Origin of the sequence: Mesorhizobium sp. GbtcB19 (genome assembly GCF_019091085.1) — a bacterium.
Lineage (GTDB): Bacteria > Pseudomonadota > Alphaproteobacteria > Rhizobiales > Rhizobiaceae > Mesorhizobium.
Window position 1 is genome coordinate 31,521 of sequence record NZ_JAGXJY010000011.1, and the last position, 24,091, is coordinate 55,611.

A 24,091-nucleotide genomic window follows, 5' to 3' on the forward strand; every position below is an offset into this window, starting at 1 on the left:
GCATCATCATTTCCCCGCGAACCGATCCGTCGCCCGGATCAACTGATCGAGTATCCCCGGCTCCGAATAGGCGTGCCCTACCCCCTCGATGAGATGGAAATCCGCCTTCGGCCAGGCCTTGTGCAGCGCCCAGGCATATTTAGCCGGACACGGCATGTCGTAGCGACCGTGGACGATGGTGCCGGGGATGTCCTTGAGCTTCCACGCATCGCGCAGCAGCTGGCCCTCCTCCAGCCAGCCGGCATGGACAAAATAATGGTTCTCGATGCGGGCGAAGGCGACCGCGTAGTCGTCCTCGCCGAACTTGCCGCTGGTCTCGGGCTCGGGAAGCAACGTGATCGTCTCGCCTTCCCACAGGCTCCAGGCGAGCGCCGCCTCCACCTGTGCCTTGCGGTCCGAGCCGACCAGCCGCTTGCGGTAGGCGGCCATCATGTCGCCGCGCTCGGCCTCGGGGATCGGGGCGACAAAACGCTCCCATTTGTCGGGGAACATCTCCGAGACGCCGAACTGATAGTACCATTCGAGCTCGGCGCGGGTGAGCGTGTAGATGCCGCGCACGACCAACTCGCTGACGCGCTCGGGATGCGTCTCGGCATAGGCGAGCGCCAGCGTCGAGCCCCAGGAGCCGCCGAACACCAGCCATTTGTCGAAGTCGGCCATCTCGCGCAGGCGTTCGATGTCGGCGACGAGGTGCCAGGTGGTGTTGGCCTCGAGCGAAGCGTTGGGCGTCGACTTGCCGCAGCCGCGCTGGTCGAACAGGATGACGTCATAAAGCTTCGGGTCGAACAGGCGCCGGTGTTTCGGCGAGATGGTGCCGCCCGGACCGCCATGCAGGAACACGGCGGGCCTGGCGCCCCTGGTGCCGGAACGCTCCCAATAAATGGTGTGGCCGTCGCCGACATCGAGCATGCCGGACTCGAACGGCTCGACCTCCGGATAGAGGCTGCGCAAGGAACTGCCGTGGATCGTCATAGTTTCAAGCCCTGCTGTGGCCAGTTGGCCGTCTCGTGGTCGGGATGCTGAAAGGAGATGATCTGCTCCTGCCGTCGATAGAAATCGGGATCGTCGAGGGTCGGCGCCTCGAAGATCTTCTCCACCCAGGGCAGGCGAACCGCGTAGTTGACCTGGATCTGCGGCGCGAGATCGGAGCGGTCGTCGAAAGCGCCGATGGCGATCTCCAGCGCGCCGGGCTGGCGGTAGGTCAGCGGCGTGCCGCAGCGGGCGCAGAAGCCGCGATCGATGTTGACCGACGACTGGAAATAGCTCGGCTCCTCGTGGGTCCATTCGACGCCGTCCTTCGGCACCGTCACCAGCGCGCCGAAGAAAGAGCCGAACTGTTTCTGGCACATGCGGCAGTGGCAGATGGACGGGCGCCCGAGCTTGCCCTTGATACGGAAGCGCACCGCGCCGCATTGGCAGCCGCCGGTTCGAACTTGATCGGTCATGGTCTTTCCTCCGGCGGCCATTGGTCGGTGTCGTGATCGGGATGCTGATAGGAAACGAGCTCGGCGAGATACGGCGCCGAGGCGATATCGGCCATCGTGTCCTCGGACGGCAGTTTCGGGATGCCGTCGACATAGGGGAGCTTTGCCTCCGTCCCCCACTGGACGGTGGGCGCGATGCCGGTCGGGTCGTCGAAGGCGGCAATCGCCAGCGCCACGCCATCCGGCGCCTCGAAGGTCAGCGGCGTGCCGCAGTCGGCGCAGAAGCCGCGCCAGGCGGCGTTGGACGAACGGAAGCGTTTCGGCTCACCGCGCGTCCAGTCGAGCGTGGCGCCGCGCACCGACACCAGCGGCAGGTAGAAATTGCCGCTCGCCTTCTGGCACATGCGGCAATGACAGACGGAGGCATCGCCAAGCGCGCCCTCGACGCGGAAGCGCACCGCGCCGCATTGGCAGCCGCCGGTGTAGATCGGCCGGTTGTCGAGGCTCATCGCTCGCTCCTGATCTTGGGCTCACGCCGGGTCATGACAAACCGCCTCGACATTGTTGCCGTCGGGATCGAAGACGAACGCGCCGTAATAGTTGGGATGATAATGCGGACGCAGGCCCGGCCCGCCATTGTCCCTGCCGCCGGCGGCAAGCGCCGCGGCATGGAAGGCGTCGACCTCGGCGCGGCTGCGCGCGGTGAAGGCGATATGCTGGTGGTCCTTCGGCTTCTCCTTGCCCGCGCTCACCCAGAACACCGGCCGGTCGCGGCCATAGCCGCCGACCTTGGCGCCGCCGGTATATTCCTGCGGCACCATGTAGAGCAGCGAAGCCCCCAGCGGCGCCATCGCCTTGTCGTAGAAGGCCTTCGATGCGTCGAAATCGGCGACGCTGATGCCGAGATGGTCGATCATGGAACGAGTTCCTCCCTTGGTGGCGCGGGCGCATCGGCCAGGCCGGCCACGATGACGATGTGCTGGCAGACATTGTCGATATCGCGGATTATGTCGTCGTTCCAGAAGCGCAGGATGGTCCAGCCGCTGGCAGCCAGAAAGGCGCTTCTTTCCTCGTCACGCAGAGAGTGTTCGGTCTCGCCATGCTGACTGCCGTCGACCTCGAGAATGAGACAATGGGTCGAGCATGCGAAATCGACGATGTAAGGCCCTATCGGCACCTGTCGCCGAAAGCTCATGCCCATCAGCCTGTGAGCACGCAACTCGTTCCAAAGCTTCAGCTCGGCATCGGTCATCGCTTTGCGCATCGATTTGGCGTTCTTGCGCTGACGGGATGGAACGCGGTCGTGGCCCATGCTCAGGCCGCCCAACGCTGGAGGTTAGCGAAACCGCACGCGACAGCACATCTCCCCCCTTGCGGGGGAGATGTCCGGCAGGACAGAGGGGGGTGCTGTCCCGCCGACGTGGCAACGAAAGAGCGCTGGACTTTCAGAAGATGCACACTGTCACCTACGGCAGGCGGAGAGGTCGGCGTTCCGTCACACCCCCCTCTGTCCTGCCGGACATCTCGCCCGCAAGGGGGGAGATTGGCCGTCACAAGCGCCTCCGCCAGTCTTGCAACGATGTCCTGCGACACCATCACCGCTTCACCTCCCACGTCGTTATGCGCGCGCCCGTGACCGCGTCCTTGCCGTCCTTCAATTGCACGCCCTGCGCCAGCAGCTCGTCGCGAACGCGATCCGCTTCGCCCCAATTCTTGGCCGCAATCAGCGCGAGCCGATCCGCGATCGCCTTTGCCACCGCTACCTCGTCCACCTTGGCGGCGCCGACATCGAAGCCGAGGAAGGCCAGCGCTGCCTTGAGCGATGCGGCAGGCTTATTCTCGCCGGCACCGCCGAACTCACCTGCCTCGCCGGTCAGCTGCGTCAGGCGTTGGAACGCCGTGTAGGTGGCGAGATCGTCGGACAGCGCTTCCACCACCTCGGCCGGCAATTCCTTCGCGGCCGCGGGGGCGAGATCGGCGGCGCGTTTCCATTTGCGCAGCGTGTTTTCCGCCTCCTCCAGCTTGCGCACCGAAAAGTCGATCGGCTCGCGATAGTGCGTCATCAGCATCGCCAGCCTGAGCACCTCGCCGGGCCAGGTGCGGCCACCAAAAGTCTCGGTCTCCAGCAATTCGTGGATCGAATAGAAATTGCCGAGGCTCTTCGACATCTTCTGGCCTTCGACCTGCAGGAAGCCGTTGTGCATCCAGACATTGGCCATGACCCTGGTGCCGTGGGCGCAGCGCGACTGGGCGATCTCGTTCTCGTGGTGCGGGAAGATCAGGTCCAGCCCGCCGCCATGGATGTCGAAGACTTCGCCGAGATAGGCGGCCGACATGGCCGAGCATTCGATATGCCAGCCGGGCCGGCCCCTGCCCCACGGGCTTTCCCAACCGGGCTCTTCCGGGCTCGACAATTTCCACAGCACAAAATCGCCGGGGCTCTTCTTGTGCGCGTCGACCGCGATGCGGGCGCCGGCCTGCTGCTCGTCGAGATTGCGCTTCGACAATTCACCATAGTCAGGCATCGAGGCGGTGTCGAACAGCACCTCGCCGCCGGCGACATAGGCGTGGCCGCGCTCGATCAGTTGCGAAATCAGCGACAGCATGTCGGCCTTGCCGTCCGCGCGGGGTGCTACAAACTCCGTCGCGCGCGGCTCATAGGTCGGCTCGAGGCAGCCGAGTGCGGCGACGTCCTTGTGGTACTGGTCGGCCGTTTTTTCGGTGACCTTGCGGATGGCGTCGTTGAGCGACAGTTTTCCGGTCGCGATGTCGTCGCCGAAGTCGCGCAGCGCGCGGGCGTTTATCTTGTCGTCGACGTCCGTGATGTTGCGCACATACGTGACATGGCTTTCACCGTAGACTTGGCGCAACAGACGGAAGAGCACGTCGAAGACGATCGCCGGACGCGCATTGCCGATATGGGCAAAGTCGTAGACGGTCGGGCCGCAAACATACATGCGCACATTTTGCGGGTCGATCGGAACGAAAGGTTCCTTCGCCCGCGTTAGCGTGTTGTAGAGGCTGAGGCCTTTCGATGCGTCAGACATGCGGTCCCGGTCCTTAATTTGGGTTCGCTGAAACCGAATCCGCGCCGCAGGCACAAATCTGGCTCCAGCCTGCTGGCCGGGGCGTTTGTCCACTCTAGGGAAAGATGAGGCGAAAACGTCCGGACCAGCGCGAGGCTAGCCAATAATGCAAATGCCACAAATGGCGAAAGACGTTTTCATGGCCGGCTTTATCGCGCCGGCAGGTGTTGCCGTCAAGTCGCTCCACTTGGGAAAGATGTCGTCGGATCACAGGTAAAGACAGGCCGAAACATTTTATTAAACATGTCGGCACAGTGATGAAACATTCGCCGGCTAGACCGCCAGATGTCACGATTTGGTCGGAATCCGCCGCCAAACGCTGAACACGAAACCGTTACCAGGGAAGAGAATCATGGCTCGTAGCAAGCAAGAACAGAACCGACAAACGCAGCCCGCACTGGCCAGCCACTACCGCGCGATCGGCCCGGCGGCTATCGTCGCAGCCCTTCTTCACACCGCGAAGAAGAAGAAGCCGGCGCAGAAGATCGTCTCGCCGCGCGCTGCCTGAAACGGCACGACCGGCACCGTCCCCGACGATGGGGATGCCGGCGATGAAGGCGCCATAGAGCGCCTTTGAGATGAAGGCCCCAAAGCAGCCCTCCCGAGGCAGCCTTCGCTAAAATAAAGTCATCTGGTTTTCGTCCGCGCCAGACTTCTGGCGCCTCGGCTTTTCCGCCTGCGGCGAAACGATGCCCTGCTCCTGAATCTCAGGCCCGGTGTTGGCGACCTTGTTGACGAGGTCCGAAACCGGAATCGCTTCGAAGAAATCGGGCTCAGTGGGCTTGAGCAGGTCGAGCACGTCGCGCGGCTCCTGCGTGCGGCAATCGAGCCAGCGGGCGAAGTCGCGTTCCTCGATCACCACCGGCATGCGGTCGTGGATGTGAGCTATGCCGGTATTGGCCTCGGTCGTAATGATCGCGCCGGTATCCATCTCGGAGCCGCCCGGTTCGGAAAAAGTCTCGATCAGGCCGGCGAAGGCGACCACGCCGCCGCGTCGCGGGCGGATCCAGTAGGGCTGACCCTTGCCGCTACCCGACTGCTGCCACTCGTAGAAACCGGAGGCCGGCACAAGCGCGCGGCGGTGGCGCATGGCGGTCTTGAACGAGGCCTTTTGCAGCACGCCTTCGGAGCGGGCGTTGATGAGCAGCGGAAACGCCTTTGTGTCTTCGACCCAGGCCGGTATCAGACCCCAGCGCACCAGCATCGCCTGGCGGTCCGGCAGGTTCGAGCCCGGCTCCCGCTGCGGGCCGGCAAGCGCCATCAGCACCGGCTGGGTCGGCGCGATGTTGTAGCGCGCCGGAAATTCCTCCAGCTCCGCAAGGCCAAGCAAGGCGGCGGTCTGGTCCGGCGTGGCGGTCAGGGCAAAGCGTCCGCACATGGATCTGGCTCGTCGATTGATGTTCGATGAAAGTGGCGATGGAACCGCCACGCCGCAACGGCTAAAGCTTGATCGGGCCAATCGGTCCACAACAAGGCTGCAACGCAAATCGGCTAATATGGAATCCAGAAAGATCGTCCCAGCCGTCTCCGTCGCCGTCGTGCGCGGCAAGACAGTGCTTCTCGTCAAACGCGCGCGGGCACCGTCGCAAGGGCTCTACGCCTATCCCGGCGGCAAGGTCGAGCCGGGCGAAACGCTGGCGGAGGCCGCCGCGCGCGAATTGCTGGAAGAAACCGGTCTCGAGGCGACAGGCTACCGCCCGCTGCGCGACATCCATATCGACGGCAGCGGCGAAAATCACGCGGTCGACTATCTGCTGACGGTGTTCGGCGCCGCCTATGCCCGCGGCGAACCCGTGGCCAGCGACGACGCCGAGACCGCGGCCTTTTATACGCTGGCGGAAATGGCCGCGATGCCGCTGGCCGGCGACGTTTTCTCGGTGGCCGAGGAATTGCTCGGGGTCGTTTAGGACGCGCAGGCAACCGGCAAAATCACCTTGCCGGCGACAAAATGTTTCGCCACAAAGCTTTAGCTCCCTCACGCCAAGGCTTTGATGACCCGCGCCTCGCCCTTTCTTGCCGCATGCCTTGCCATCAGCATGGCAGTGGTGGCGCGGCCGACGCTCGCCGCCGAGGCGCCCTTCGAGCCCGGGCTGATGCGGCTGGCCGAAGTGCTGGGCTCGCTGCATTTCCTGCGCAACCTTTGCGGCGAGAAGGGTGACCAGTGGCGGGTCGAGATGGAAAAGCTGCTCGAATCGGAAAACCCCGATCCCGACCGGCGCGCCCGCTTCATCGCCTCGTTCAACCGCGGCTACCGCTCCTTCAGCGGCACCTATACGCAATGCACGCCTTCGGCCACTGAGGCCATCGCCCGCTATATGAAGGAAGGCGAGACGTTGTCACGCGACATCGCTTCCCGCTATGGCAATTGAGGCCGGCTCGGCCGCCAAGCGCGTTTTGCCCAGATTTTTTTGCGACAATTGGCGCCAATGTGACGTGCCTTATTGTCTCCTGTCCCGCTCTGGTGCAATCATGTGTGGCACTTGCGCAACAGCGTTAATGAAACGTTAGTGCACAATTGTGGAATTAACTCAAACTGAAGGTTTTGATGCCGCAAGCCGGTCTAATCGGCTAAGCTCGGCATCGATTGAGGGCAGCCTTGCCGGCAATGTGAATTGCGACCCTAAAAATGTCGTATTTACAAGAACTTAAGTGAGACTGCGGACGAACTGGCAGACCAAGCCAGATCCATCGGTCCGGATCGCCGCTTGCAGAAGGTGGACATCGCAATGGAACATGGTGTCAGCGACATCGACGCGTTGGTCAGGGAAGAAAAGCGCCTGACCGCCGTGGAGAGCCACAGCGAAGCCTGGGCGGAAGGCCTGTCGGCTGGCATCGAACCGGAAATCATCGCCGAAGCAGCGCTCGAGACCGCTTTCGGCGAGATGCTGCGCGCCAATGGCGAGACCTCGGCGCTCGCGCTGCTCGACCGCATGCGGGAAAAGGTGATCGCCGGCGCGTTCGAGCCGGAACGGCTGAAGCACTAAAGCGCGTCGCGATCTTTCAGATTCGCTCCATGCGCTTTAGGTTTTTGATTTTACGCATGTCTTTATCCCGAAACCGGTTCCCACTTTCGGGAGACATGCTTAGTCGCCCGTTTTGACAGCGACTTTTTAGCAGTCACTTTTTGACGGATGCGTACCGTTTGGGCATCATGCCCAACGCGCTTGGTCATTTAAAGCGCCGCCCGGATCGGGCCCGGTAACAATGGAGAGGCAAGCGGTGAGATTTTCGATGTCCGGCCAGCCACGCGGGCTGACCCTCAACATCCTGATCGCCGCTTCCTGCCTGGCATTGTCCCTGTGCCTCACCAGCACGCCGTCCTACGCGCTGAGCGAGATCCAGCGCGAGGATCTGCCCTCCCCGGTCACTCCGCCCGCCAGTGGTGCGCCGGGCATCGCCGTGCCGACGCCGGAGGCGCCCGGCACCAAGCCTTCGGACAGCGGCCAGCCGGCCGACGACACGGACAAGTCGGAGCCGGAAACGCCGCCGGCCAATGGCGGTATCACCAGCCCGCGCGCCGATCCCGATGCGCCGCCGCCTGCGGTCGTCTACGACCTCGACACGCTTCCCGAACCGGTCAAGCGCATGCATGGGCTGATCATCGAGGCTTGCAGGAGCGGCGATATCGAGAAGCTCAGGCCGCTGATCGGTAAGGGCGATGCGATGACGCAATTGTCGCTGGGCGACATTGACGGCGACCCGGTCACCTTCCTCAAGAGCCTTTCGGGCGACGGCGACGGCCAGGAAATCCTCGCCATCCTCGAAGAGGTGCTGTCGGCCGGCTACGTTCATGTCGACACCGGCTCGCCGCAGGAACTCTATGTCTGGCCGTATTTCTTCGCGCTGCCGCTCGACACGCTCGATGCCAGGCAGCGCGTCGAATTGTTCAAGCTGGTCACGGCAAGCGACTATGACGACATGAAGCAGTTCGGCGCCTACATCTTCTACCGCGTCGGCATCACGCCGACGGGGCAGTGGCTCTTCTTTGTCGCCGGGGATTAAGCGGGAAACTTATCTCTTTCCGGTCTCCGGCCAGATGCGAGCCGCTTCCTCTTGCAAGGCCGAGATGGCGTCAGCACCTACCGCTGGGTCCATTTGCAAGACCTCGGCCGCATCGCGCAGTTCGTCTTTGTCTCGGAGCTTGTCTACCACCCAGATGACTTTGCGCTGGATGTCGGGGCCATAGGCGGCTTGCGCCTTGTCGAGAGCGTCGGCAGGGATTTTCCCGTAGGTCTTGATCAGCATTCCGAGATCGAAGGCATCGCGATATGCGACAGCACGATCCTGGCATCGATCGGCATTCGCCAGCAGCTTCTCCGCGAACATATCTGCAGGAACAAGGGCCGGTATCCCCAAATCCTCGTCAAAATGACCGCGCAAATCGATGCGGCCCTCCCGGACGACTTCGAACCGGATAGGTTGCTCCCTCAGGCGTACCACTGTCCTCAGGCCATATTGGTCGATTTGGAAATCCCGAGCAGCTTCGACTGGCCCGGGAAAAAAGGCTCGAACGCCGAGTTCGGATGCTCGTGTTCGCAGCTCGCGGTAGCCGCCAGCATCGGCGCAAAGAAAATCCAGATCCAGTGACCGGCGATATTCCCCGAGCTTCATAACAATGGCCGTGCCACCGCCAAACCAGCATTGGTTGGCCGTCAGAAAGTCGCGATCCATCAATCCGAGCGCTTCGGCAATTACCTTATGTTCCGGTTTTCCAAACGCCTTCATTATTTCTACCCGCAATATTCCCGTCGGCCGCAGCGATTGGGCGCGTCGGGGACAGAAAGATGGATTATCACGATGTGGTCAGAAGGATGCCGTGGCCGAATTCGTCAGCCAATTTCATGATAAGCAGCTTCTCACGCGCCGTGAGGCGCTTTTGATCGACAAAGCGCCAGTTGCGCTCGTAAAGCGCAAAAGCCTCTTTAGCCGGGATGGGGCGCGCGACATCGCGGTTCCAGGCGAGTGCCTGGAGCTCCGGAAACTCTGCAGGAATGATTGGCGCGATGTTGTCGGTCATAGCGCATCCAAGATAATGCAGAGCGCTTAACAAATCCAATTTTTGGCAGGGCTAAGCCGGCAGCGCCTCGGAAAACTCCACTGCCCTGCCCTGGCCGGGTGTCACGATCTCGCCCTCCCACATGACGCGCGTGCCGCGCACGATGGTGCCGACCGGCCAGCCGGTCACTTGCTTGCCGTCATAGGGCGTCCAGCCGGCCCTGGAGCCGGCCTGGGCATTGGTGATGGTCTCGCGCCGCTTCAGGTCGACGACCGTGAAATCCGCGTCGTAGCCGGCGGCGATGCGACCCTTCCCCGCCATACCGAAGATGCGCTGCGGGCCATGGCTGGAAAGATCGACGAAGCGCTGCAAGGTGAGCCGGCCGGCATTCACATGGTCGAGCATGATCGGCACCAGGGTCTGCACGCCGGTCATGCCCGACGGCGAGGCCGGGTAGGGCTTTGCCTTTTCGGCCAGCGTGTGCGGCGCGTGGTCGGATCCCAGCACATCGACGATGCCTTGCGAAATGCCTTGCCAGACGCCGTCGCGGTGGCGCGGTGCCCGCACCGGCGGGTTCATCTGGATCAGCGTGCCCAGCCGCGCATAGTCGTCGGCGGTCAGCGTCAGATGGTGCGGCGTCGCTTCGCAGGTCGCGACATCCTTGTGCTGTTCGAGGAAGACGATCTCCTCGGCCGTCGAGATGTGCAGCACATGGATGCGCGCGCGCGTCTGCCTGGCGATACGCACAAGGCGCTCCGTGCAGCGAAGTGCTGCGATCTCGTCGCGCCAGACGGGATGCGACGACGGATCACCTTCGACGCGCTCGCCGAGACGTTCGCGAAGGCGGAACTCGTCCTCCGAGTGGAAGGCGGAGCGGCGGCGGGTGTTGCGCAGGATCGAAGCGACGCCTTCGTCGTCCTCGACAAGAAGATCGCCGGTGGACGAGCCCATGAACACTTTTATGCCGGCCGCTCCCGGCAGCCGTTCCAGTTCGCCGACATCGCCGGCATTGTCGCGCGTGCCGCCGACCCAGAAAGCGAAATCGCAGTGCATGCGCCCGGTGGCGCGGCGCACCTTGTCGGCGAGCGCCGCCTCGCTGGTGGTCAGCGGATTGGTGTTGGGCATTTCGAAGACGGCGGTGACACCGCCGAGCACCGCGGCGCGGGAGCCGGACTCCAAGTCTTCCTTGTGCTCCAGCCCCGGTTCGCGGAAATGCACCTGGCTGTCGACGACGCCCGGCAGGACGTGCAGACCCGCGCAGTCGATGGTCTCGCCTGCCGAAGCCTGACCGAGATCGCCGATCCGCGCGATGCGCCCGGCCTTCACGCCGATGTCGCGCTTTCCCTCGCCGTCGTGGTTGATCACCGTGCCGCCTGTCAGGATGAGGTCGAAGGTGGTTGCCATTGGCAGGTCCAATCTCTTGCGGGGGGAGTGTGGCCGGCTTACGTAATGACCGAACGTTTTGCAAGATCAGGCCGATTTTACCCTCATGCCCTTTGCCCAGCTCAAAGACCGCGCGCTCATTTCCGTGTCAGGCCCGGATGCCGAACATTTCCTGCAGAACATCCTCACCACCGATCTCGACACGCTCGGGCCGGGTCAGGCAAAGCCCGGCGCGCTGCTGGCGCCGCAAGGCAAGATCCTGTTCGATTTCCTGATCTCGCGCGCCGGCGACGACGGCTTCCAGTTGGAATGCCGGGCCGACATCGCCGATGATTTCATGCGCCGGCTGATGCTTTACCGGCTAAGGGCGAAGGCCGATATTGCCAAGCAGGATCAGGTGCTTGTTACGATCGCATGGGGCGGTGATTCAACCGCCTCACATTTCGATTCAATCGCGGCTGATTCAACTGCGCTTGCAGACACGCGCTTCCGCGATGTGGCGGTCAGGCGCAGCTATGGCGGCGCAGCAAGCGACGGCGCTGATCCCGAAGCATGGCAGGCGCTACGCATCGGCTACGGCATCGCCGAAAGCGGCAGCGACTACCAGCTCGGCGATGCCTTCCCGCATGATGTGCTGCTCGACGAAACCGGCGGCGTCGGCTTCAAGAAGGGCTGCTATATCGGCCAGGAGGTGGTCTCGCGCATGCAGCATCGCGGCACCGCGCGACGTCGTGTGCTGATCGCGTCGGCCGAAAGTCCCCTGCCCGCTTCGGGAACCGAGCTTTCCGTTGCCGGCCGGCCGGTGGGCACGCTGGGGTCTGTCGGCGGCCGGACCGGCCTCGCCATCGCCCGTATCGACCGCGTCAAGGCGGCGCTCGATGCCGGCGAGGCGATCATGGCCGGCGAGACTCCGCTGGCGCTCGCGATCCCCGCCTGGGCAAAATTCACCTTCCCGCAGGATGCGGCCAGCGCGGAGGAGGCCTGATGGCGGCCGACCGGGCGGGCGCGCCGCCGCGCGCCTGGCAACGCATGCTTTCGGGACGGCGGCTCGACCTGCTCGACCCCTCGCCGCTCGACATCGAGATTGCCGACATCGCGCACGGCCTTGCCCGCGTCGCCCGCTGGAACGGTCAGACCAGTGGCGATCATGCCTTTTCCGTCGCCCAGCATTCGTTGCTGGTCGAGGCGCTCTATGGCGAGCTGGCACCGGAGGCCAGCGCCGAGGCAAGGCTTGCAGCACTGCTGCACGATGCGCCGGAATATGTCATCGGCGACATGATCTCGCCCTTCAAGTCGGTGATGGGCGGCTCCTACAAGGACTGCGAGTTGCGCCTGCAGCGCGCCATCCATCTGCGCTTCTCATTGCCGGCGGAGCTCGCCGCCTCCTTGGGCAAGGACATCAAGCGCGCCGACCAGATCGCCGCCTATTACGAGGCGACGCTGCTGGCCGGCTTTTCGACCGCGGAGGCGACCGAGTATTTCGGCCGGCCGCGCGGCTTCTCCGCCGAACGCTTCGACATCACGCCCAAATCCGTGACCTGGGCCCAGGCGGCTTTTCTCAAGCGTTTCAAGACGCTGGATGCCAAGCGCCAGTCTTTTCTTGCCGCCAGTTCCGCAACCTGAACGCCAGCCGGCGACCAATACAAGACATGGCCGTCAGACCTGGTCGGAGTTTTCCAAGAAAGCGACGCGGGTTTGGCGTAATCTGCTACTCTCTTGGCGTGCTTCGTCAGTGAACGTGTGAGTGTTCGCCCCTAGATTTCGGTCAAGCAAGATTAAGAGGCAATCATGTTTGACAGGAAGAAAAAGACAGCCCTTGTGACCGGCGCGTCGTCCGGCATGGGCAAGGAAATCGCCAAGCGCCTGATCCAGGACGGCTATCAGGTCTATGTTGCCGCACGCCAAGTCGAGAAGATGGAAGACCTCGCGGCGCTCGGGGCGCACCCGCTGCGCATGGACATTTCGAAGGACACCGATATCGAAGCGGCTGTTGCCGGCATCCTCGCCGAAGTCGACGGCGTCGATGTGCTCGTCAACAATGCCGGTTTCGGGCTGTACGGGCCGGTCGAGGATATCGGCATCGACGAAGCGCGCTATCAGTTCGAAGTGAATGTCTTCGGCCCGGCCCGCCTGACGCAGCTCCTGCTGCCGGCGATGCGCCGGAAGAAGGCAGGCACGATCGTCAACATCACCTCGATGGGCGGCAAGATCTATACCTTGCTCGGCGCCTGGTATCACGCGACCAAGCATGCGCTCGAAGGCTGGTCGGACAGCCTGCGGCTCGAGCTTGCCCCTTTCGGCATCAAAGTCGTGGTCGTCGAGCCGGGCCTCATCGAAACCGGATTCGGCGATGTCGTCGCCGACGGACTTTTGAAGCGATCCGGCGCCAGCGCCTACGCGAAGGTGGCCCAGACGGTGGCGAAGACGACGAAAGCGAGCTACGGCCACGGGCTCGGCAGCGACCCGCGCGTTATCGCCGACGTGGTTTCGGCGGCCGTGCGATCGGCCAGGCCGCGGACGCGCTACGCCGCCGGCAAGTATGCGAAAATGATGATCGGCGTCAGGAAGTGGTTCGGCGATCGCATGTTCGACCGCCTGATCCTCAGCCAGATGAAATGAGCGGCGCAAGCTGCGTGAACAGGGGAAACCGGGCATGAGCGGCGTTCCGGGCGACAGATGCAAGGTGCCGCGGGCGTTCTGGCGCGCCGTGGAGCGCCTCGGTCTGCCCGCGCCAGCCGTGTTGCGGCAGGCCCGGCTTCCCGCCACCCTCCACCTCAACGAGCAGGCCTTCGTCACGACCGCCCAATATTTCGCGCTGTGGAGGGCTCTCGAAGAGCTCTACGCGAAACCGGATCTGGGGTTGCGGCTGGTCGAGGCCGCCGACACCGCGATCCATCCACCCTCCACGCTCGCCGCCTTCCACGCGCGCGACTACCGCGACGGCATCAGCCGGATCGCTCGTTTCAAACGCCTATGCTCGCCCGAGCAACTGCATGTAGTCGAAGAGAACGGTGAATGCGCGATCAGCTCCGAGTGGCTCTACGCCGCCGAGCCGACGCCTGCGGTTGCCACCGACGTCGCCTTTGCCTTTCTGGTCGAGCTCGGCCGGCGGGGAACCGGGCAGCATCTTCTCCCACTTCGTATCGAACTGACGCGCCCTGATCCCAAGAGCGACATGGTTCGGGACTATTTCGGCTGTCCGATCCGCTATGGAGCAGCGCGCGACCTGCTGGTTCTGCGCTCCGCCGACCTCGATCGCCCCTTTCCCGGCCACAACCCCGAGCTTCTCGATGTCCTCACGCCCGCACTTTCCGCAGCGCTGGGCGAGCTTCAGGCGCAAAGCTCGACCAGTGAGCAGGTCAAGATCGTTCTGAAGCGAAGCCTTGCCAGCGGAAGGCCGGAGCTTTCCGACATCGCTCGCGAGCTCGGCATGAGCGAACGCACGCTGCAGCGGCGCATCACCGGGGAAGGAACGAGCTTTCGCGAGCTTCTCGTCAACGCTCGACAGGAACTCGGCCGGCAGCTCTTGTCCGATCCCTCGGCCGACATAGACGAGGTCGCCTGCCTGCTCGGTTACCAGGATACCAGTTCCTTCTATCGCGCCTTCCGCGACTGGGAAGGCACGACGCCCAACCGTTGGCGGGAACTCAATTTCGACGACGTCAAACAGTCTGGATCGAACGGCTTCCTGCATTGATGCGCGACCGATCCGGCGCGGTGCCTCGGCCCGACTGAAGCCGACCACATTGGCGTATCGCGCAAGTGCATTGGCGTCTTCCGCCACAGCGCTGCGCGCGACCAGGCGCTATCCGAATTCCCATTGAATTGTCACAGGCTCTTCCGAGGGGGCTCGATGCGGGGCGATTTCTGGATGTTCTTTCGGTCCTGGATGGCCGCACCGCTGCGGGTGGCTGCAATAGCTCCATCCGGCAACGCGCTCGCGAGGATCATCACCCAGGACATCAACGCCGGGACGGGACGGGTGCTCGAGTTGGGACCCGGTACCGGCGTCTTCACGGCCAAACTCCTGGAGCGCGGCGTGCGGCCGGAGGACCTCACCTTGGTTGAATATGGCGAGAATTTCGCGCGACATCTGGAAGCTCGATATCCTGGGGCGCATGTGCTTCGGATGGACGCGGCCCGCGTCGGAGAGTTGCAATTTCGCGATGCACCGGTGGGGGCAGTGATCAGCGGCTTGCCGCTGCTGAGCATGCCCGACCAGAAGGTGATAGCAATCCTCGACGGCGCGTTCGCGCATCTGCGGCCCGGAGCGGCATTCTACCAGTTCACCTATGGGCCTCGGTGTCCGGTCGCGCGGCCTATCCTCGAAGGACTGGACCTCACTGCGACGCATGTTGGGCGCACGATGTTGAACGTCCCGCCTGCTTCCGTCTACAGGATCTCCAGGCGCCAAAGCGGCAAGATAAAGGCCGCGGTTTCTGGCGGCGTTAGAGAACCATCCTGGATAAGCGGCTGAAGGCGCTCAGCCAAAGGCAAGCTTTCCTGCCGTGAATTCAGCCCATAAAAGAACGCTAAATTAACCGGCGACCACGACAGTATTGCGTTCGGTCACGGTCCGAAGGCGTGCTCATGCCTGGCGCACATGTCAAGACTGGTTCGGTCGCCGGCAGGCGCAGAACCACCGGTATTGGCCCGGCTCGACGCATAGCGGAAGAATTGCGGGCCCAGAACGAGCGCTTCGCGGCGGCCGTCGAGAACATGTCGCATGGCCTGTGCATGTTCGATGCCGATGAGCGCATGATCATCTGCAATCGCAACTATCTCGACATCTTCAATCTCGACGCCAAGGTGGTGAAGCCAGGCATTCGCTTCTTCGACATCCTGCAGCATAGCGTCGACATCGGCATCGCCTCGCAGAGCGCCGGCGAGCTCTATGCCATCCGCAAACCTTATATCGACGGCGCCAGGCCTTCGACCTACGAGGAAGTTCTTTCGGACGGGCGCATCATCGTCATTTCGCATCGGCCGATCGCCGTCGGCGGCTGGGTGTCGATCTATGAGGACGTGACCGGAGAGCGGCACGCGGAGGCGGAACTGAAGGAGCAGCATCGCCGCTTCGACGCCGCCCTGGCCAACATGTCGCAAGGCCTGCTGATGTACAGCGCCGAGGGCCGCCTGATCGTGCGCAACCAGCGCTTCCTGGATCTGTGCAACGCCAAGGCCGCGGATTTCCCGCTCGGCATGACCCACGGCCAGATGCTGGAGAAACTGGTTGGTCTGCGCATCTTCATGCCCGTCGAGATCGACATCGAGGTAGGAAAGACGAAGGCCGCCCTGGACGCGGGCCAGTCGCGCTCGAGCTATCGCGAGCTCGTCGATGGCCGAACGCTGTTCGTCTCTCGCCGGCCGCTCTCCGGCGGCGGATGGGTGGCGACCTTCGAGGATGTCACCGAACGGCGCCGTGTCGAAGAGCGCATGACGCATCTTGCGCATCACGATACGCTGACCAACCTGCCCAACCGCTCGATGTTTCGCGAAAAGCTGGACCAGGCGCTTGGCGAGGCAAAGGCCGGGCCGCTGGCGATCTTCTCGCTCGACCTCGACCGCTTCAAAGCTGTCAACGACACATTCGGCCACCCGGCCGGAGACTGGCTGCTGAAATGCGTCGCGAAGCGGCTGCAGCACGCCGTGCGCGGCAGCAAGGACGTGGTGGCGCGCTTCGGCGGCGACGAGTTCGCCATCATCCAGTCCGGCATCAAAAGCGCCGCCGACGCCGAAAAGCTCGCCAAGCGGATCGTCGAGATCGTCGGCAAACCTTATCGCGACAAGGGACGCGAAATGCATGTCGGCGCGAGCCTCGGCATCGCGCTTTATCCCGGCGACGGGCACGACGCCGACACGCTGCTCACCAACGCCGACATGGCGCTCTACCGGGGCAAGAGCGAAGGGCGCAACGTCTATCGCTTCTTCGAGCCGGGCATGGATGCGTTGATGCGCGAGCGCAGGGCGCTCGAGGTCGAGCTCGAAGCCGCACTCCCGAAGCGCGAATTCGAGCTCGACTTCCAGCCGATCCTCAACATCGGCTCCGGCGACATTGTCGGCGCGGAGGCTCTGATGCGCTGGCGCTCCCCGGCGCGCGGCCTGGTGTCGCCGGAAAACTTCATCCCCGTCGCCGAGGAGACCGGACTGATCGTGCAGCTCGGCGACTGGGCATTGCGCAAGGCGTGCAACGTGGCTGCGAACTGGCCACCGGACATGCGCATGGCCGTCAATGTCTCGGCCGCGCAGATCAAGAGCGGCGGCTTCGCCCGCAGCGTGATCTCGGCGCTTGCCTTTTCCGGGCTGCCGGCCCACCGGCTGGAGCTCGAAATCACCGAGACGGTGATGATGGACGAAAGCGACGCGGTGCTGAAGACGCTCAGCCAGTTGCGCGGTCTCGGCGTGCGCATCGCGCTCGACGATTTCGGCACCGGCTATTCCTCGCTCGGCTATCTGCGCCGCTTTCCCGTCGACAAGATCAAGATCGACCGCTCCTTCATCCGCGACCTCGACAAGCGCGACACGGCGGCGATCGTGCGCACGGTGATCGGGCTCGGCGCCGAGCTCGGCATCACCGTCACCGCCGAAGGCGTCGAAACCGAAGCGCAGCTCGACATCCTGCGCAAGGCCGGCTGCGGCGAGGCGCAAGGCTATCTGATCGGCAGGCCGACCAAGGCGTCCGAAATCGGCCGGCTGCTACGCTCGCAGGCGCTGCTGCGTCAGTCGGGCTAAGTACCGTCGCCCGTCAGCGAAGACCCTCGATGTATTTCTCATGGAAGCTCACATAGCCGGGCTCGACCACCTTGAGATGACGCTCGATCAGCCGGTGGAATTCCGGCAGCTGGTGGAACGGCACGCCGGGATAGGCGTGGTGCTCGGCATGATAAGGCATGTTCCAGGCGAGTTTGCGCACGAACCAGTTGGTCAGGGTGGTCCTGGTGTTTTCCAACATGTTGGCGACGAAGGGACAGCGGCCATGCTCGGCCAGCAGATAGAGCCGCAGGAAAGGCTGGCCAAGCAGCGCCGGCACGATCCAGACATAAAGCACGACCGACGCCTTGAACCACACGGCCAGCGCGAGCAGGACGACATAGAAGGCGATCATCGCGCGCGCCTCGGCCGTCACTTTCGGCAGCCCCTTCGGCGGCACGTAACTGTCCCGGCAGCCACCGGTGGCATTGCTGTAGAGCGTCTTGAAATGACCCCACCAGACCGGCAGGCCGGAGACGTGGACGATGTATTGCCACAAGGTTTCGGGCTTCGGGAAGGCCAGCTCCGGATCGTTCTCGGGATCCTGGGTGAAGCGGTGATGGGCGAAGTGGAAATAGCGGAACCAGTCGGCGGGCAGCGCGATCGCCAGGCTGCAGAAGCGCGCGACCATATCGTTCAGCCACTGCGTTTCGAAGGCGGTCCGGTGCACGGTCTCGTGCAGCAGCGTGAACAGGAACACGATCAGGATGCCCTGCGGCAGCATCAGCAGCGGCCAGTACGGCACCTTGGCCGCGATCAGCGCGCCGAGAGCAATGATCGCGCCGAGATGGAGAGCGAACTGGATGAGGCCCGGCCCGTCCGACTTGCCGGTCAGCCGGCCGCGTTCCTCATTGGTTAGCGAGGCTATGACGTAGCGATGGTCGACAGTGGCGTCGTGGTCGATTGCGTTCATGGCTTCACGATACCCAGAAAGAAATCTTTTGAAAAACGAGGATTTCTGTAAAATAGATAAGACCACCTTATCTTTCGGGTTGTCATGGTCGCCCTTCCCTCCTTGCGCGGACTTCAGGCCTTCGAAGCGGCGGCGCGCACAGGCAGCTTTGCCGCCGCCGCTGAGGAATTGTCGGTTTCGCCAGCGGCCGTCAGCCAGCTCATCCGCACCGTCGAGGAGCAGATGGGGCGAAAACTGTTCCACCGGGTCAACCGGCGCGCGGTGCTGACCGAGGCCGGGGTGGAGATGCTGCCGAGGCTCAGCATGGCTTTCCGCGAAATCGGCAGCGTCGCGCGCGACGTCGGCGGCGATGCGTTCCGGCCAAGGCTCGTCATCTCGGTGCCGCCTTCGATGGCAATGGGCTGGCTGTCGGAGCGGCTCGCCGGCTTCGTCGCCGGTCATGGCGCCGCCGACATTTCTTTGCGCGGCGATGACGACCCCGTCCCGTTCGATCATGAATTGATCGACATCCGCCTCTCCTACGGTCCGCATTATCGGGAGCATCCGACCGAGGAGATCGTCAGGGACGCCGTCTATCCCGTCTGCGCGCCAACGCTCGCCGGTGCGGGGAGACCCGAAAGCCTTGCCGGCCTGCCACTCATCCACACCGATTGGGGGCCGACCGGCGCGTCTTTTCCATCCTGGCGCAACTGGTTCGAGGCAGCGGGAAGCGAGCCGGGCCGTGCCGTCCAGCGCGGCCTTTCGGCGAATTCGTCACGGGCAGCGCTCGATCTCGCTATTTCAGGACTGGGCGTGGCGCTGGCCCAGGGCATCTATTGCGCCCAGGCGCTTGACGACGGAAGGCTGGTCCGGCCCGTCGCCCGATCCCTCGCGCTGCGCCAGCCTTATTGCCTGACCATCCCGGAACGCAGCGCAAGACGCGATGTCGTGGCGGCGTTCCGCGAATGGCTGATCGGGGAATGCGCGAGCGCGGTCAGGTCACCGGCGCTCGGTGCCCTGTCAACCTGACAACGGCAATCCGGGCACCTGCTCACAGATGCCCGGCCAGGGCCGCGACCATGTCCTTGCTGGTCGCCACCGGAACGATCTCGAACTCGACCAGGTCGTTCCATTCGATGGCCCAGCGCTGCAGGATCGTCGCATCGTCGGCTTCCACCAGCATGAAGCAGCGGCTCATGTCGCCGGCGATCCAGCTGTGGTGGACGACAAGCTCGTCCGGCTTCAGCCGGCCCTTGTCACGGAAGCGGCGGTAGATTTCCTTGCGGTCCGCGCCGTGAAAATCCTCGATCACGAAGAACAGCATTCTTTTCCCTCGGTTTGAATGACGGGAACTGGGGAACCGAGAAGGTGATGACCCAATTCTTCAGTTCTTCAGTTCCTCTTCCCCCGCCCGCTACTTCTCCGGCCTCTCCAGCCGCTCCAGGAACCACTGCGTCAACCGCACCCACAGCTCGTCCTTCTCGCCGGAATCCTCCCAGCCATGGTCGAGATTGGGATTGTCGTTGACCTCGATGACGAAGACGCCGTCCTTGGTCTCCTTGAGATCGACGCCGTAAAGACCGTCGCCGATGCACTTGGCCGCCTTGACCGCCGTCTCGACGACATGCGGCGGTGTCTGCTTCAGCGTGAAGGTTTTGATACCGCCCTGATCGGGCTTGCCGTTCGCCTTGTGGTTGACGATCTGCCAGTGCTTCTTCGCCATCAGATAATGCACGGCAAACAGCGGCTGACCGCCGAGCACGCCGACGCGCCAGTCATATTCGGTCGGGATGAATTTCTGCGCGATCAGCAGGTCGGAATCGTCCAGCCACTCGGTCGCGAGCTTGGTCAGCTCAGCCATGGTCTCGCACTTCTTGACGCCGCGCGAGAAGGACGAGTCCGGGATCTTCAGCACCAGCGGGAAGCCCAGCGTCTGCGCCGCCACCTCGAAGTCCGACGTGCCGGCGATCATCACCGTCGGCGGCACCGGCACCTTGTTGTAGGTCATCAGCTCGTTGAGATAGACCTTGTTGGTGCAGCGGATCATCGACAGCGGGTCGTCGATCACCGGCATGCCTTCCTGCTGGGCGCGGCGCGCGAAGCGGTAGGTGTGGTTGGAGATCGAGGTGGTCTCGCGAATGAACAGCGCGTCGTAATTGGCGAGCTTGGCGAGATCCTTCCTGGTGATCGGCTCGACTTCTACGCCCATCTTCTCGGCGATCCTCGCCCAATAGCGCAGCGAGGAGATTTCCGACGGCGGCAATTCCTCATGCGGATCGACCAGCGTCGCGAACGTATAGCGCGCCGGCGTGCGGCCCTTGGTGTCGCGCCATTCGCGGTTGGTGTAGGTGTCCAGGCATTGCAGGAAGAACTCTTCCTCGCTCTCGGTCATGCGGGCGAGCGGCAGGAAACCGATCTTGCGGATCGAGGCCCATTCGGCGCTGTCCTTGATATGGACCTCGAGCGCCGGTGCGCGGAACCAGTCGAACAGCAGCTTGGCGAAGCGGTCCCAGACTTTCGACGGGCCGATGCCGAAGAAGATCGCGACCTTGGCCGGAAACGTCCCGCCGAGGTCCTTGCGGCATTTGTTCAAGGCGAGCTCGAGCTCGGGCAGCGCGTGCTCGTACAGCTTGCGCTCCGACAGGTCGATCATCGTCTCGACCGTCGGAATCACCCTGTGGCCGCGCGATCCGGCGAGCAGCGAGGCGTAGTAGCCGCGGCTCTGATAGCCGTAATTGTTCGACAGGTTGATCACCTTCGGCCGCTGGCCGCGAAACAGCGCCGGATGCGCGAGATAGTCGCGGTTGGTGATGATCTTGTGGGGTGTGGCCACCTGATCGAGATCGTTCTGCCTGCCTGTCAGGATTACCCAGGTCATTGTTCAGCGTTTTCCCAGAGTGATGGCGGCGCGCAAACCGTCGCGGCCGAACTGCGCCATGTTCATGAAGATGTCGTAGGGCACTGGAATGTTCGCGGCATCGAGAATGGTTTCCTGCCTTTCATCCTCGACCCAGGGGTCGTGGATCAGGATATGGTCGCCATCGTCGCCGATGGCCAGCACCCAATGGGGCACCTTCTTGCCGAACATAAGGAAGCCGCTGATCAGCACCACCACCAGCTTGCCCTCGGCCAGAGCCTGGCGGATGTCGCCGATGCCGAACGGGCGGTAGTTAACGGGGATGCCGTAAAGCTCGGCGCGGCGGCGGAAATCGACCTGAGCGAGCTCCATCACCCGGCGCTTGTCCTCGCTCCTCACCGACTGCAGGAACAGCGCGCCGTAGAAGGAGACGAATATCTCGGCGGCAAGCCCGCTCTCATAGCCGGCGACCGCCAGGCCGAAAGGCTCGCAGCCGCCAGGACCCGACATCATGAAGACGGTGGTCGCCTCGCGCCAGAGGCGGATTTCCATGACCGGGTCCGGCACGAAGCCGCGGTCGAAATTGGCCATCGCCATCATCAGGCAGCATGGGCCGCAGGTGAACTCGCAGGTCTGCTGATAGAACGGCACTTTGGTCGCCGTGGGTGTGTCGCCGCGCAGCGTCTTTTCGTAGCGCAGCGCCGTGGCGCCATCCTCGTAATAGTCGGGCTCGCGGCCCAATTTGCGATAGCCGGCCTGCTCGTAGACACGGATGGCGCGATCGTTGTCCTCGCGCACTTCAAGGCGCAGCAACAGCCGGTCGTGCTCGAAGGCCGCCTCCTCGGCGGCGTCAAGCAGAAGACGGCCGATGCCGAGCCGGCCGAAGAAGGGACCGACAGCGATGGAATAGAGTCGCGCCACGCCGCTGCCCTTGCGAAACAGCACCACCGCATAACCGGCGACGCGGCCCTCGCTCTCAGCCACCAGCATCTCGGCGGTCTCGCGTTCGATGAACTGACGAAAGGAGCGGCGCGAGAGCCGGTCGCCGGGAAAGACAGCCTTCTCGATGGCGGCGAGGTCATCGACGTCTGACGCGCGGGCCTTTCGAATCTCGGCAGGCATGCGGGCTTGGGAAAACCTCGATTGGGTTGTGGAAACGGCCCCGGTGGATGCGTCGCGAATACCAGCTGAAATGCCGGCATTCATCAAGCGCTATCGCTCCTTGATTAGGGCCGAATTGTGACAGTTTCCGCCACGGCAGAAAAGGGCAAAGTGTTTGAACAGAATTGCCGTTCAAGAGGCTGCCGGCCGCCGAAAAACGCAGCCGGTTCAGCTCGATATGCCGGCCAGGAGCTGGCCGTAGGCGGTCTTGGCGACATCCGACAGCCGCTCCGGCGGCAACGAGCCGACGACGGCGCAAGCATAGCCCTTGTCGAGCCAGTAGACCGCCTCCGGTCCGCCTCCTTCGGCCGTATAGGTACCCTTGGAGGTTGCGGACGATTCGGCGGTGACGAAGAGCGAAATGCGCTCGCCCTTGGCGTCCTCGTAGAGCAGCATCGCCGCCTTGCCTTGCTCACCGGCGGGCAGCAGCCGGCCGCCGACCAGCTGGAAGCCCTCGGCCGCAAGGTCGGGGGCGACCAGCTTCAGTCCGACGCGGTTCGACAGCCAGGTCTGGAGATGATCCTTGTCGCTCGCCGGGACCTCGACGGCATGACGCTGCTCGGCGGCGTAGATGACATGGGCGGCGATCGCCTGCTCGGCGAGCTGGTCGTCGTCGCCACCGCCGCGGGCAATGCTGTCGACGCCGGCGACATAGCCACCGAGCCCGCCGACGGCGAGCACCACGGCAGCGGCGGCCGAGAGCCACCAGCGCGAACGCCAGGCCGACGCCTTGGCAGGCGCCTGACCAAACAGAGCCTGCCGCAGCCTTGCCGGCACCGGCTCGTCCATCACGCCGGCCAAGGCGGCGCGCATGGCGGCACGGTCGGCAATGTAGCGCGCCGACTTTGCTTTCATTTCGGGATTGGCTTCGAGCCAGGCGTCATAGGCCATGCGCTCCTCGCCCGGCAGCTCGCCGTCGAGGGCCATATGGATATCGCGTTCGGAGAAATCGCGGCGGGTCATTTCTCAACAATCCTGATCGAGCGGCGGCGCGATGAGTCGTCGAGCAATCCTCGCAGTTCCTCGCGGCCGCGCGCGATGCGCGACATCAGCGTGCCTGCCGGCACGCCAAGAATGTTGGCGGCCTCGGCATAGGAAAAGCCCTCGATGGCGACCATCACCAATGCCGCGCGGCGATCGGGGCTGATCGCCTGCAAGGCATCCATGATCTCGCGCGAGGCGATGGTCTCGACCTGATCGGCGGGTGCGGCTTGGGCTTCCCCGGCTTCGAGAGGCAGCATCGCCGCCTCGCCTCGCCGGTTGACCTTGCGCATCTGGTCGATGAACAAGTGATGCATGATCGTAAACAGCCACCTCCGGGGGCTTTCTCCCGTCTGCCAGTTGTCGAGCCGCACAAGCGCCCGTTCCAGGCAGTCCTGGACGAGATCGTCGGCGGAATCCCGGTCGCGCAGCAACGAGCGCGCATAGCGCCGCAACCGCGGTATTTCGCTCAGGATCGCTGCCTTCTTGTCGTCCATGACCGCTTTGTTTCGAGGTCGCTTTCCATCCCGATAGAACGCGCCTTTCCGGCGCGGTGCAAGC

Annotated in this window: 28 protein-coding genes; 12 read left to right on the top strand and 16 right to left on the bottom strand. The window is 63.7% G+C overall.

The genetic code is table 11. The features are described from left to right. Positions 1 to 6 precede the first annotated feature (6 nt). The 6 genes from pip to cysS form a co-directional block, all read right to left on the bottom strand. On the bottom strand, positions 7 to 972 hold the full coding sequence (gene pip, locus KVT37_RS19140; RefSeq protein ID WP_217575905.1) for a prolyl aminopeptidase: 966 nt from the start codon (positions 970 to 972) through the stop codon (positions 7 to 9). After that, on the bottom strand, positions 969 to 1,445 hold the full coding sequence (locus KVT37_RS19145; RefSeq protein ID WP_217575907.1) for a GFA family protein: 477 nt from the start codon (positions 1,443 to 1,445) through the stop codon (positions 969 to 971). The genes pip and KVT37_RS19145 overlap by 4 nt, the downstream gene beginning before the upstream one ends. Then, a complete protein-coding gene (locus KVT37_RS19150) occupies positions 1,442 to 1,933 on the bottom strand; it encodes a GFA family protein (protein WP_217575909.1) in 492 nt (163 codons plus the stop codon). Before KVT37_RS19150 ends, KVT37_RS19145 begins: the two co-directional genes overlap by 4 nt. A gap of 21 nt (positions 1,934 to 1,954) precedes the next feature. Further along, on the bottom strand, positions 1,955 to 2,341 hold the full coding sequence (locus KVT37_RS19155; RefSeq protein ID WP_217575911.1) for a VOC family protein: 387 nt from the start codon (positions 2,339 to 2,341) through the stop codon (positions 1,955 to 1,957). Further along, complete coding sequence (locus KVT37_RS19160; RefSeq protein ID WP_217575913.1) at positions 2,338 to 2,736, bottom strand: endonuclease domain-containing protein; 399 nt, start codon at positions 2,734 to 2,736, stop codon at positions 2,338 to 2,340. Before KVT37_RS19160 ends, KVT37_RS19155 begins: the two co-directional genes overlap by 4 nt. 283 nt (positions 2,737 to 3,019) lie before the next feature. Next, positions 3,020 to 4,471: a cysteine--tRNA ligase gene (gene cysS / locus KVT37_RS19165; protein ID WP_217575915.1), complete on the bottom strand. Its 1,452-nt coding sequence runs from the start codon at positions 4,469 to 4,471 to the stop codon at positions 3,020 to 3,022. A gap of 391 nt (positions 4,472 to 4,862) precedes the next feature. Between cysS and KVT37_RS19170 the strand changes: the two genes are divergently transcribed. Further along, positions 4,863 to 5,018, top strand: coding sequence for a hypothetical protein (locus tag KVT37_RS19170; RefSeq protein WP_140755187.1), 156 nt, complete (start codon positions 4,863 to 4,865; stop codon positions 5,016 to 5,018). Between the two features lie 108 nt (positions 5,019 to 5,126). On the opposite strand, the gene KVT37_RS19175 is transcribed toward KVT37_RS19170, so the two are convergent. After that, positions 5,127 to 5,888 (bottom strand): SOS response-associated peptidase, encoded by a 762-nt coding sequence (locus KVT37_RS19175; RefSeq protein WP_217575917.1) that lies wholly within the window; start codon positions 5,886 to 5,888, stop codon positions 5,127 to 5,129. A 118-nt stretch (positions 5,889 to 6,006) separates the two neighbouring features. Between KVT37_RS19175 and KVT37_RS19180 the strand changes: the two genes are divergently transcribed. From KVT37_RS19180 to KVT37_RS19195, 4 genes are all read left to right on the top strand, one after another. Next, complete coding sequence (locus KVT37_RS19180) at positions 6,007 to 6,417, top strand: NUDIX hydrolase (protein WP_217575919.1); 411 nt, start codon at positions 6,007 to 6,009, stop codon at positions 6,415 to 6,417. Positions 6,418 to 6,501: 84 nt separating this feature from the next. After that, positions 6,502 to 6,879, top strand: coding sequence for a TIGR02301 family protein (locus KVT37_RS19185; protein WP_217575921.1), 378 nt, complete (start codon positions 6,502 to 6,504; stop codon positions 6,877 to 6,879). 357 nt (positions 6,880 to 7,236) lie between these two features. Next, positions 7,237 to 7,494, top strand: a complete 258-nt coding sequence (locus tag KVT37_RS19190; RefSeq protein WP_040984202.1) for a hypothetical protein — start codon at positions 7,237 to 7,239, stop codon at positions 7,492 to 7,494. A 235-nt stretch (positions 7,495 to 7,729) separates the two neighbouring features. Beyond that, a complete protein-coding gene (locus KVT37_RS19195; protein WP_217575923.1) occupies positions 7,730 to 8,512 on the top strand; it encodes a hypothetical protein in 783 nt (260 codons plus the stop codon). Between the two features lie 9 nt (positions 8,513 to 8,521). On the opposite strand, the gene KVT37_RS19200 is transcribed toward KVT37_RS19195, so the two are convergent. From KVT37_RS19200 to KVT37_RS19210, 3 genes are all read right to left on the bottom strand, one after another. Further along, positions 8,522 to 9,235, bottom strand: a complete 714-nt coding sequence (locus KVT37_RS19200) for a nucleotidyl transferase AbiEii/AbiGii toxin family protein (protein ID WP_217575925.1) — start codon at positions 9,233 to 9,235, stop codon at positions 8,522 to 8,524. A gap of 67 nt (positions 9,236 to 9,302) precedes the next feature. After that, a complete protein-coding gene (locus KVT37_RS19205) occupies positions 9,303 to 9,527 on the bottom strand; it encodes a hypothetical protein (RefSeq protein WP_127228498.1) in 225 nt (74 codons plus the stop codon). 51 nt (positions 9,528 to 9,578) lie between these two features. Next, positions 9,579 to 10,910: a dihydroorotase gene (locus KVT37_RS19210; protein WP_217575927.1), complete on the bottom strand. Its 1,332-nt coding sequence runs from the start codon at positions 10,908 to 10,910 to the stop codon at positions 9,579 to 9,581. A gap of 85 nt (positions 10,911 to 10,995) precedes the next feature. On the opposite strand from KVT37_RS19210, the gene KVT37_RS19215 reads away from it, so the two are divergent. From KVT37_RS19215 to KVT37_RS19240, 6 genes are all read left to right on the top strand, one after another. After that, entirely contained in the window at positions 10,996 to 11,874 is an 879-nt protein-coding gene (locus tag KVT37_RS19215; RefSeq protein WP_217575929.1) for a folate-binding protein YgfZ, read from the top strand. Further along, positions 11,874 to 12,512, top strand: a complete 639-nt coding sequence (locus KVT37_RS19220) for an HD domain-containing protein (protein WP_217575930.1) — start codon at positions 11,874 to 11,876, stop codon at positions 12,510 to 12,512. Before KVT37_RS19215 ends, KVT37_RS19220 begins: the two co-directional genes overlap by 1 nt. A 165-nt stretch (positions 12,513 to 12,677) precedes the next feature. Beyond that, positions 12,678 to 13,508: an oxidoreductase gene (locus KVT37_RS19225; RefSeq protein WP_217575932.1), complete on the top strand. Its 831-nt coding sequence runs from the start codon at positions 12,678 to 12,680 to the stop codon at positions 13,506 to 13,508. 34 nt (positions 13,509 to 13,542) lie between these two features. Then, complete coding sequence (locus KVT37_RS19230) at positions 13,543 to 14,586, top strand: AraC family transcriptional regulator (protein WP_217575934.1); 1,044 nt, start codon at positions 13,543 to 13,545, stop codon at positions 14,584 to 14,586. A gap of 156 nt (positions 14,587 to 14,742) precedes the next feature. Next, positions 14,743 to 15,366 carry a methyltransferase domain-containing protein gene (locus KVT37_RS19235; RefSeq protein WP_217575936.1) on the top strand — a complete coding sequence of 208 codons (624 nt, stop codon included), beginning with the start codon at positions 14,743 to 14,745 and terminating at the stop codon, positions 15,364 to 15,366. Positions 15,367 to 15,479: 113 nt separating this feature from the next. Continuing rightward, positions 15,480 to 17,621: a bifunctional diguanylate cyclase/phosphodiesterase gene (locus KVT37_RS19240; RefSeq protein WP_217575938.1), complete on the top strand. Its 2,142-nt coding sequence runs from the start codon at positions 15,480 to 15,482 to the stop codon at positions 17,619 to 17,621. 13 nt (positions 17,622 to 17,634) lie between these two features. Here the strand turns inward: KVT37_RS19240 and KVT37_RS19245 are convergent, their stop codons facing one another. Beyond that, positions 17,635 to 18,552 (bottom strand): fatty acid desaturase family protein, encoded by a 918-nt coding sequence (locus KVT37_RS19245; protein ID WP_217575940.1) that lies wholly within the window; start codon positions 18,550 to 18,552, stop codon positions 17,635 to 17,637. An 84-nt stretch (positions 18,553 to 18,636) separates the two neighbouring features. Between KVT37_RS19245 and KVT37_RS19250 the strand changes: the two genes are divergently transcribed. Further along, a complete protein-coding gene (locus tag KVT37_RS19250; protein WP_217575942.1) occupies positions 18,637 to 19,560 on the top strand; it encodes a LysR substrate-binding domain-containing protein in 924 nt (307 codons plus the stop codon). 22 nt (positions 19,561 to 19,582) lie between these two features. Here KVT37_RS19250 and KVT37_RS19255 read toward each other — a convergent pair whose 3' ends face one another. From KVT37_RS19255 to KVT37_RS19275, 5 genes are all read right to left on the bottom strand, one after another. After that, positions 19,583 to 19,855: a DUF3303 family protein gene (locus KVT37_RS19255; protein WP_217575944.1), complete on the bottom strand. Its 273-nt coding sequence runs from the start codon at positions 19,853 to 19,855 to the stop codon at positions 19,583 to 19,585. Positions 19,856 to 19,945: 90 nt separating this feature from the next. Then, on the bottom strand, positions 19,946 to 21,409 hold the full coding sequence (locus tag KVT37_RS19260) for a RimK family protein (protein WP_217575946.1): 1,464 nt from the start codon (positions 21,407 to 21,409) through the stop codon (positions 19,946 to 19,948). Between the two features lie 3 nt (positions 21,410 to 21,412). Next, a complete protein-coding gene (locus tag KVT37_RS19265) occupies positions 21,413 to 22,510 on the bottom strand; it encodes a GNAT family N-acetyltransferase/peptidase C39 family protein (RefSeq protein ID WP_217575949.1) in 1,098 nt (365 codons plus the stop codon). Positions 22,511 to 22,717: 207 nt separating this feature from the next. Then, positions 22,718 to 23,512, bottom strand: a complete 795-nt coding sequence (locus tag KVT37_RS19270) for an anti-sigma factor (RefSeq protein ID WP_217575951.1) — start codon at positions 23,510 to 23,512, stop codon at positions 22,718 to 22,720. After that, entirely contained in the window at positions 23,509 to 24,027 is a 519-nt protein-coding gene (locus tag KVT37_RS19275) for an RNA polymerase sigma factor (RefSeq protein ID WP_112095761.1), read from the bottom strand. Before KVT37_RS19275 ends, KVT37_RS19270 begins: the two co-directional genes overlap by 4 nt. Between the last annotated feature and the right edge of the window lie 64 nt (positions 24,028 to 24,091).

Excerpts from the sequence above, each read along its gene's own strand:
- KVT37_RS19205 (WP_127228498.1), bottom strand. The coding sequence starts at position 9,527 with ATGACCGACAACATCGCGCCAATCATTCCTGCAGAGTTTCCGGAGCTC.
- KVT37_RS19220 (WP_217575930.1), top strand. The coding sequence starts at position 11,874 with ATGGCGGCCGACCGGGCGGGCGCGCCGCCGCGCGCCTGGCAACGCATG.
- cysS (WP_217575915.1), bottom strand. The coding sequence starts at position 4,471 with ATGTCTGACGCATCGAAAGGCCTCAGCCTCTACAACACGCTAACGCGG.
- KVT37_RS19170 (WP_140755187.1), top strand. The coding sequence starts at position 4,863 with ATGGCTCGTAGCAAGCAAGAACAGAACCGACAAACGCAGCCCGCACTG.
- KVT37_RS19190 (WP_040984202.1), top strand. The coding sequence starts at position 7,237 with ATGGAACATGGTGTCAGCGACATCGACGCGTTGGTCAGGGAAGAAAAG.
- KVT37_RS19150 (WP_217575909.1), bottom strand. The coding sequence starts at position 1,933 with ATGAGCCTCGACAACCGGCCGATCTACACCGGCGGCTGCCAATGCGGC.
- KVT37_RS19160 (WP_217575913.1), bottom strand. The coding sequence starts at position 2,736 with ATGGGCCACGACCGCGTTCCATCCCGTCAGCGCAAGAACGCCAAATCG.
- KVT37_RS19255 (WP_217575944.1), bottom strand. The coding sequence starts at position 19,855 with ATGCTGTTCTTCGTGATCGAGGATTTTCACGGCGCGGACCGCAAGGAA.
- pip (WP_217575905.1), bottom strand. The coding sequence starts at position 972 with ATGACGATCCACGGCAGTTCCTTGCGCAGCCTCTATCCGGAGGTCGAG.
- KVT37_RS19270 (WP_217575951.1), bottom strand. The coding sequence starts at position 23,512 with ATGACCCGCCGCGATTTCTCCGAACGCGATATCCATATGGCCCTCGAC.
- KVT37_RS19235 (WP_217575936.1), top strand. The coding sequence starts at position 14,743 with ATGCGGGGCGATTTCTGGATGTTCTTTCGGTCCTGGATGGCCGCACCG.
- KVT37_RS19200 (WP_217575925.1), bottom strand. The coding sequence starts at position 9,235 with ATGAAGGCGTTTGGAAAACCGGAACATAAGGTAATTGCCGAAGCGCTC.
- KVT37_RS19240 (WP_217575938.1), top strand. The coding sequence starts at position 15,480 with ATGCCTGGCGCACATGTCAAGACTGGTTCGGTCGCCGGCAGGCGCAGA.
- KVT37_RS19175 (WP_217575917.1), bottom strand. The coding sequence starts at position 5,888 with ATGTGCGGACGCTTTGCCCTGACCGCCACGCCGGACCAGACCGCCGCC.
- KVT37_RS19215 (WP_217575929.1), top strand. The coding sequence starts at position 10,996 with ATGCCCTTTGCCCAGCTCAAAGACCGCGCGCTCATTTCCGTGTCAGGC.
- KVT37_RS19275 (WP_112095761.1), bottom strand. The coding sequence starts at position 24,027 with ATGGACGACAAGAAGGCAGCGATCCTGAGCGAAATACCGCGGTTGCGG.
- KVT37_RS19185 (WP_217575921.1), top strand. The coding sequence starts at position 6,502 with ATGACCCGCGCCTCGCCCTTTCTTGCCGCATGCCTTGCCATCAGCATG.
- KVT37_RS19225 (WP_217575932.1), top strand. The coding sequence starts at position 12,678 with ATGTTTGACAGGAAGAAAAAGACAGCCCTTGTGACCGGCGCGTCGTCC.
- KVT37_RS19145 (WP_217575907.1), bottom strand. The coding sequence starts at position 1,445 with ATGACCGATCAAGTTCGAACCGGCGGCTGCCAATGCGGCGCGGTGCGC.
- KVT37_RS19245 (WP_217575940.1), bottom strand. The coding sequence starts at position 18,552 with ATGAACGCAATCGACCACGACGCCACTGTCGACCATCGCTACGTCATA.
- KVT37_RS19180 (WP_217575919.1), top strand. The coding sequence starts at position 6,007 with ATGGAATCCAGAAAGATCGTCCCAGCCGTCTCCGTCGCCGTCGTGCGC.
- KVT37_RS19155 (WP_217575911.1), bottom strand. The coding sequence starts at position 2,341 with ATGATCGACCATCTCGGCATCAGCGTCGCCGATTTCGACGCATCGAAG.
- KVT37_RS19260 (WP_217575946.1), bottom strand. The coding sequence starts at position 21,409 with ATGACCTGGGTAATCCTGACAGGCAGGCAGAACGATCTCGATCAGGTG.
- KVT37_RS19210 (WP_217575927.1), bottom strand. The coding sequence starts at position 10,910 with ATGGCAACCACCTTCGACCTCATCCTGACAGGCGGCACGGTGATCAAC.
- KVT37_RS19265 (WP_217575949.1), bottom strand. The coding sequence starts at position 22,510 with ATGCCTGCCGAGATTCGAAAGGCCCGCGCGTCAGACGTCGATGACCTC.
- KVT37_RS19250 (WP_217575942.1), top strand. The coding sequence starts at position 18,637 with ATGGTCGCCCTTCCCTCCTTGCGCGGACTTCAGGCCTTCGAAGCGGCG.
- KVT37_RS19230 (WP_217575934.1), top strand. The coding sequence starts at position 13,543 with ATGAGCGGCGTTCCGGGCGACAGATGCAAGGTGCCGCGGGCGTTCTGG.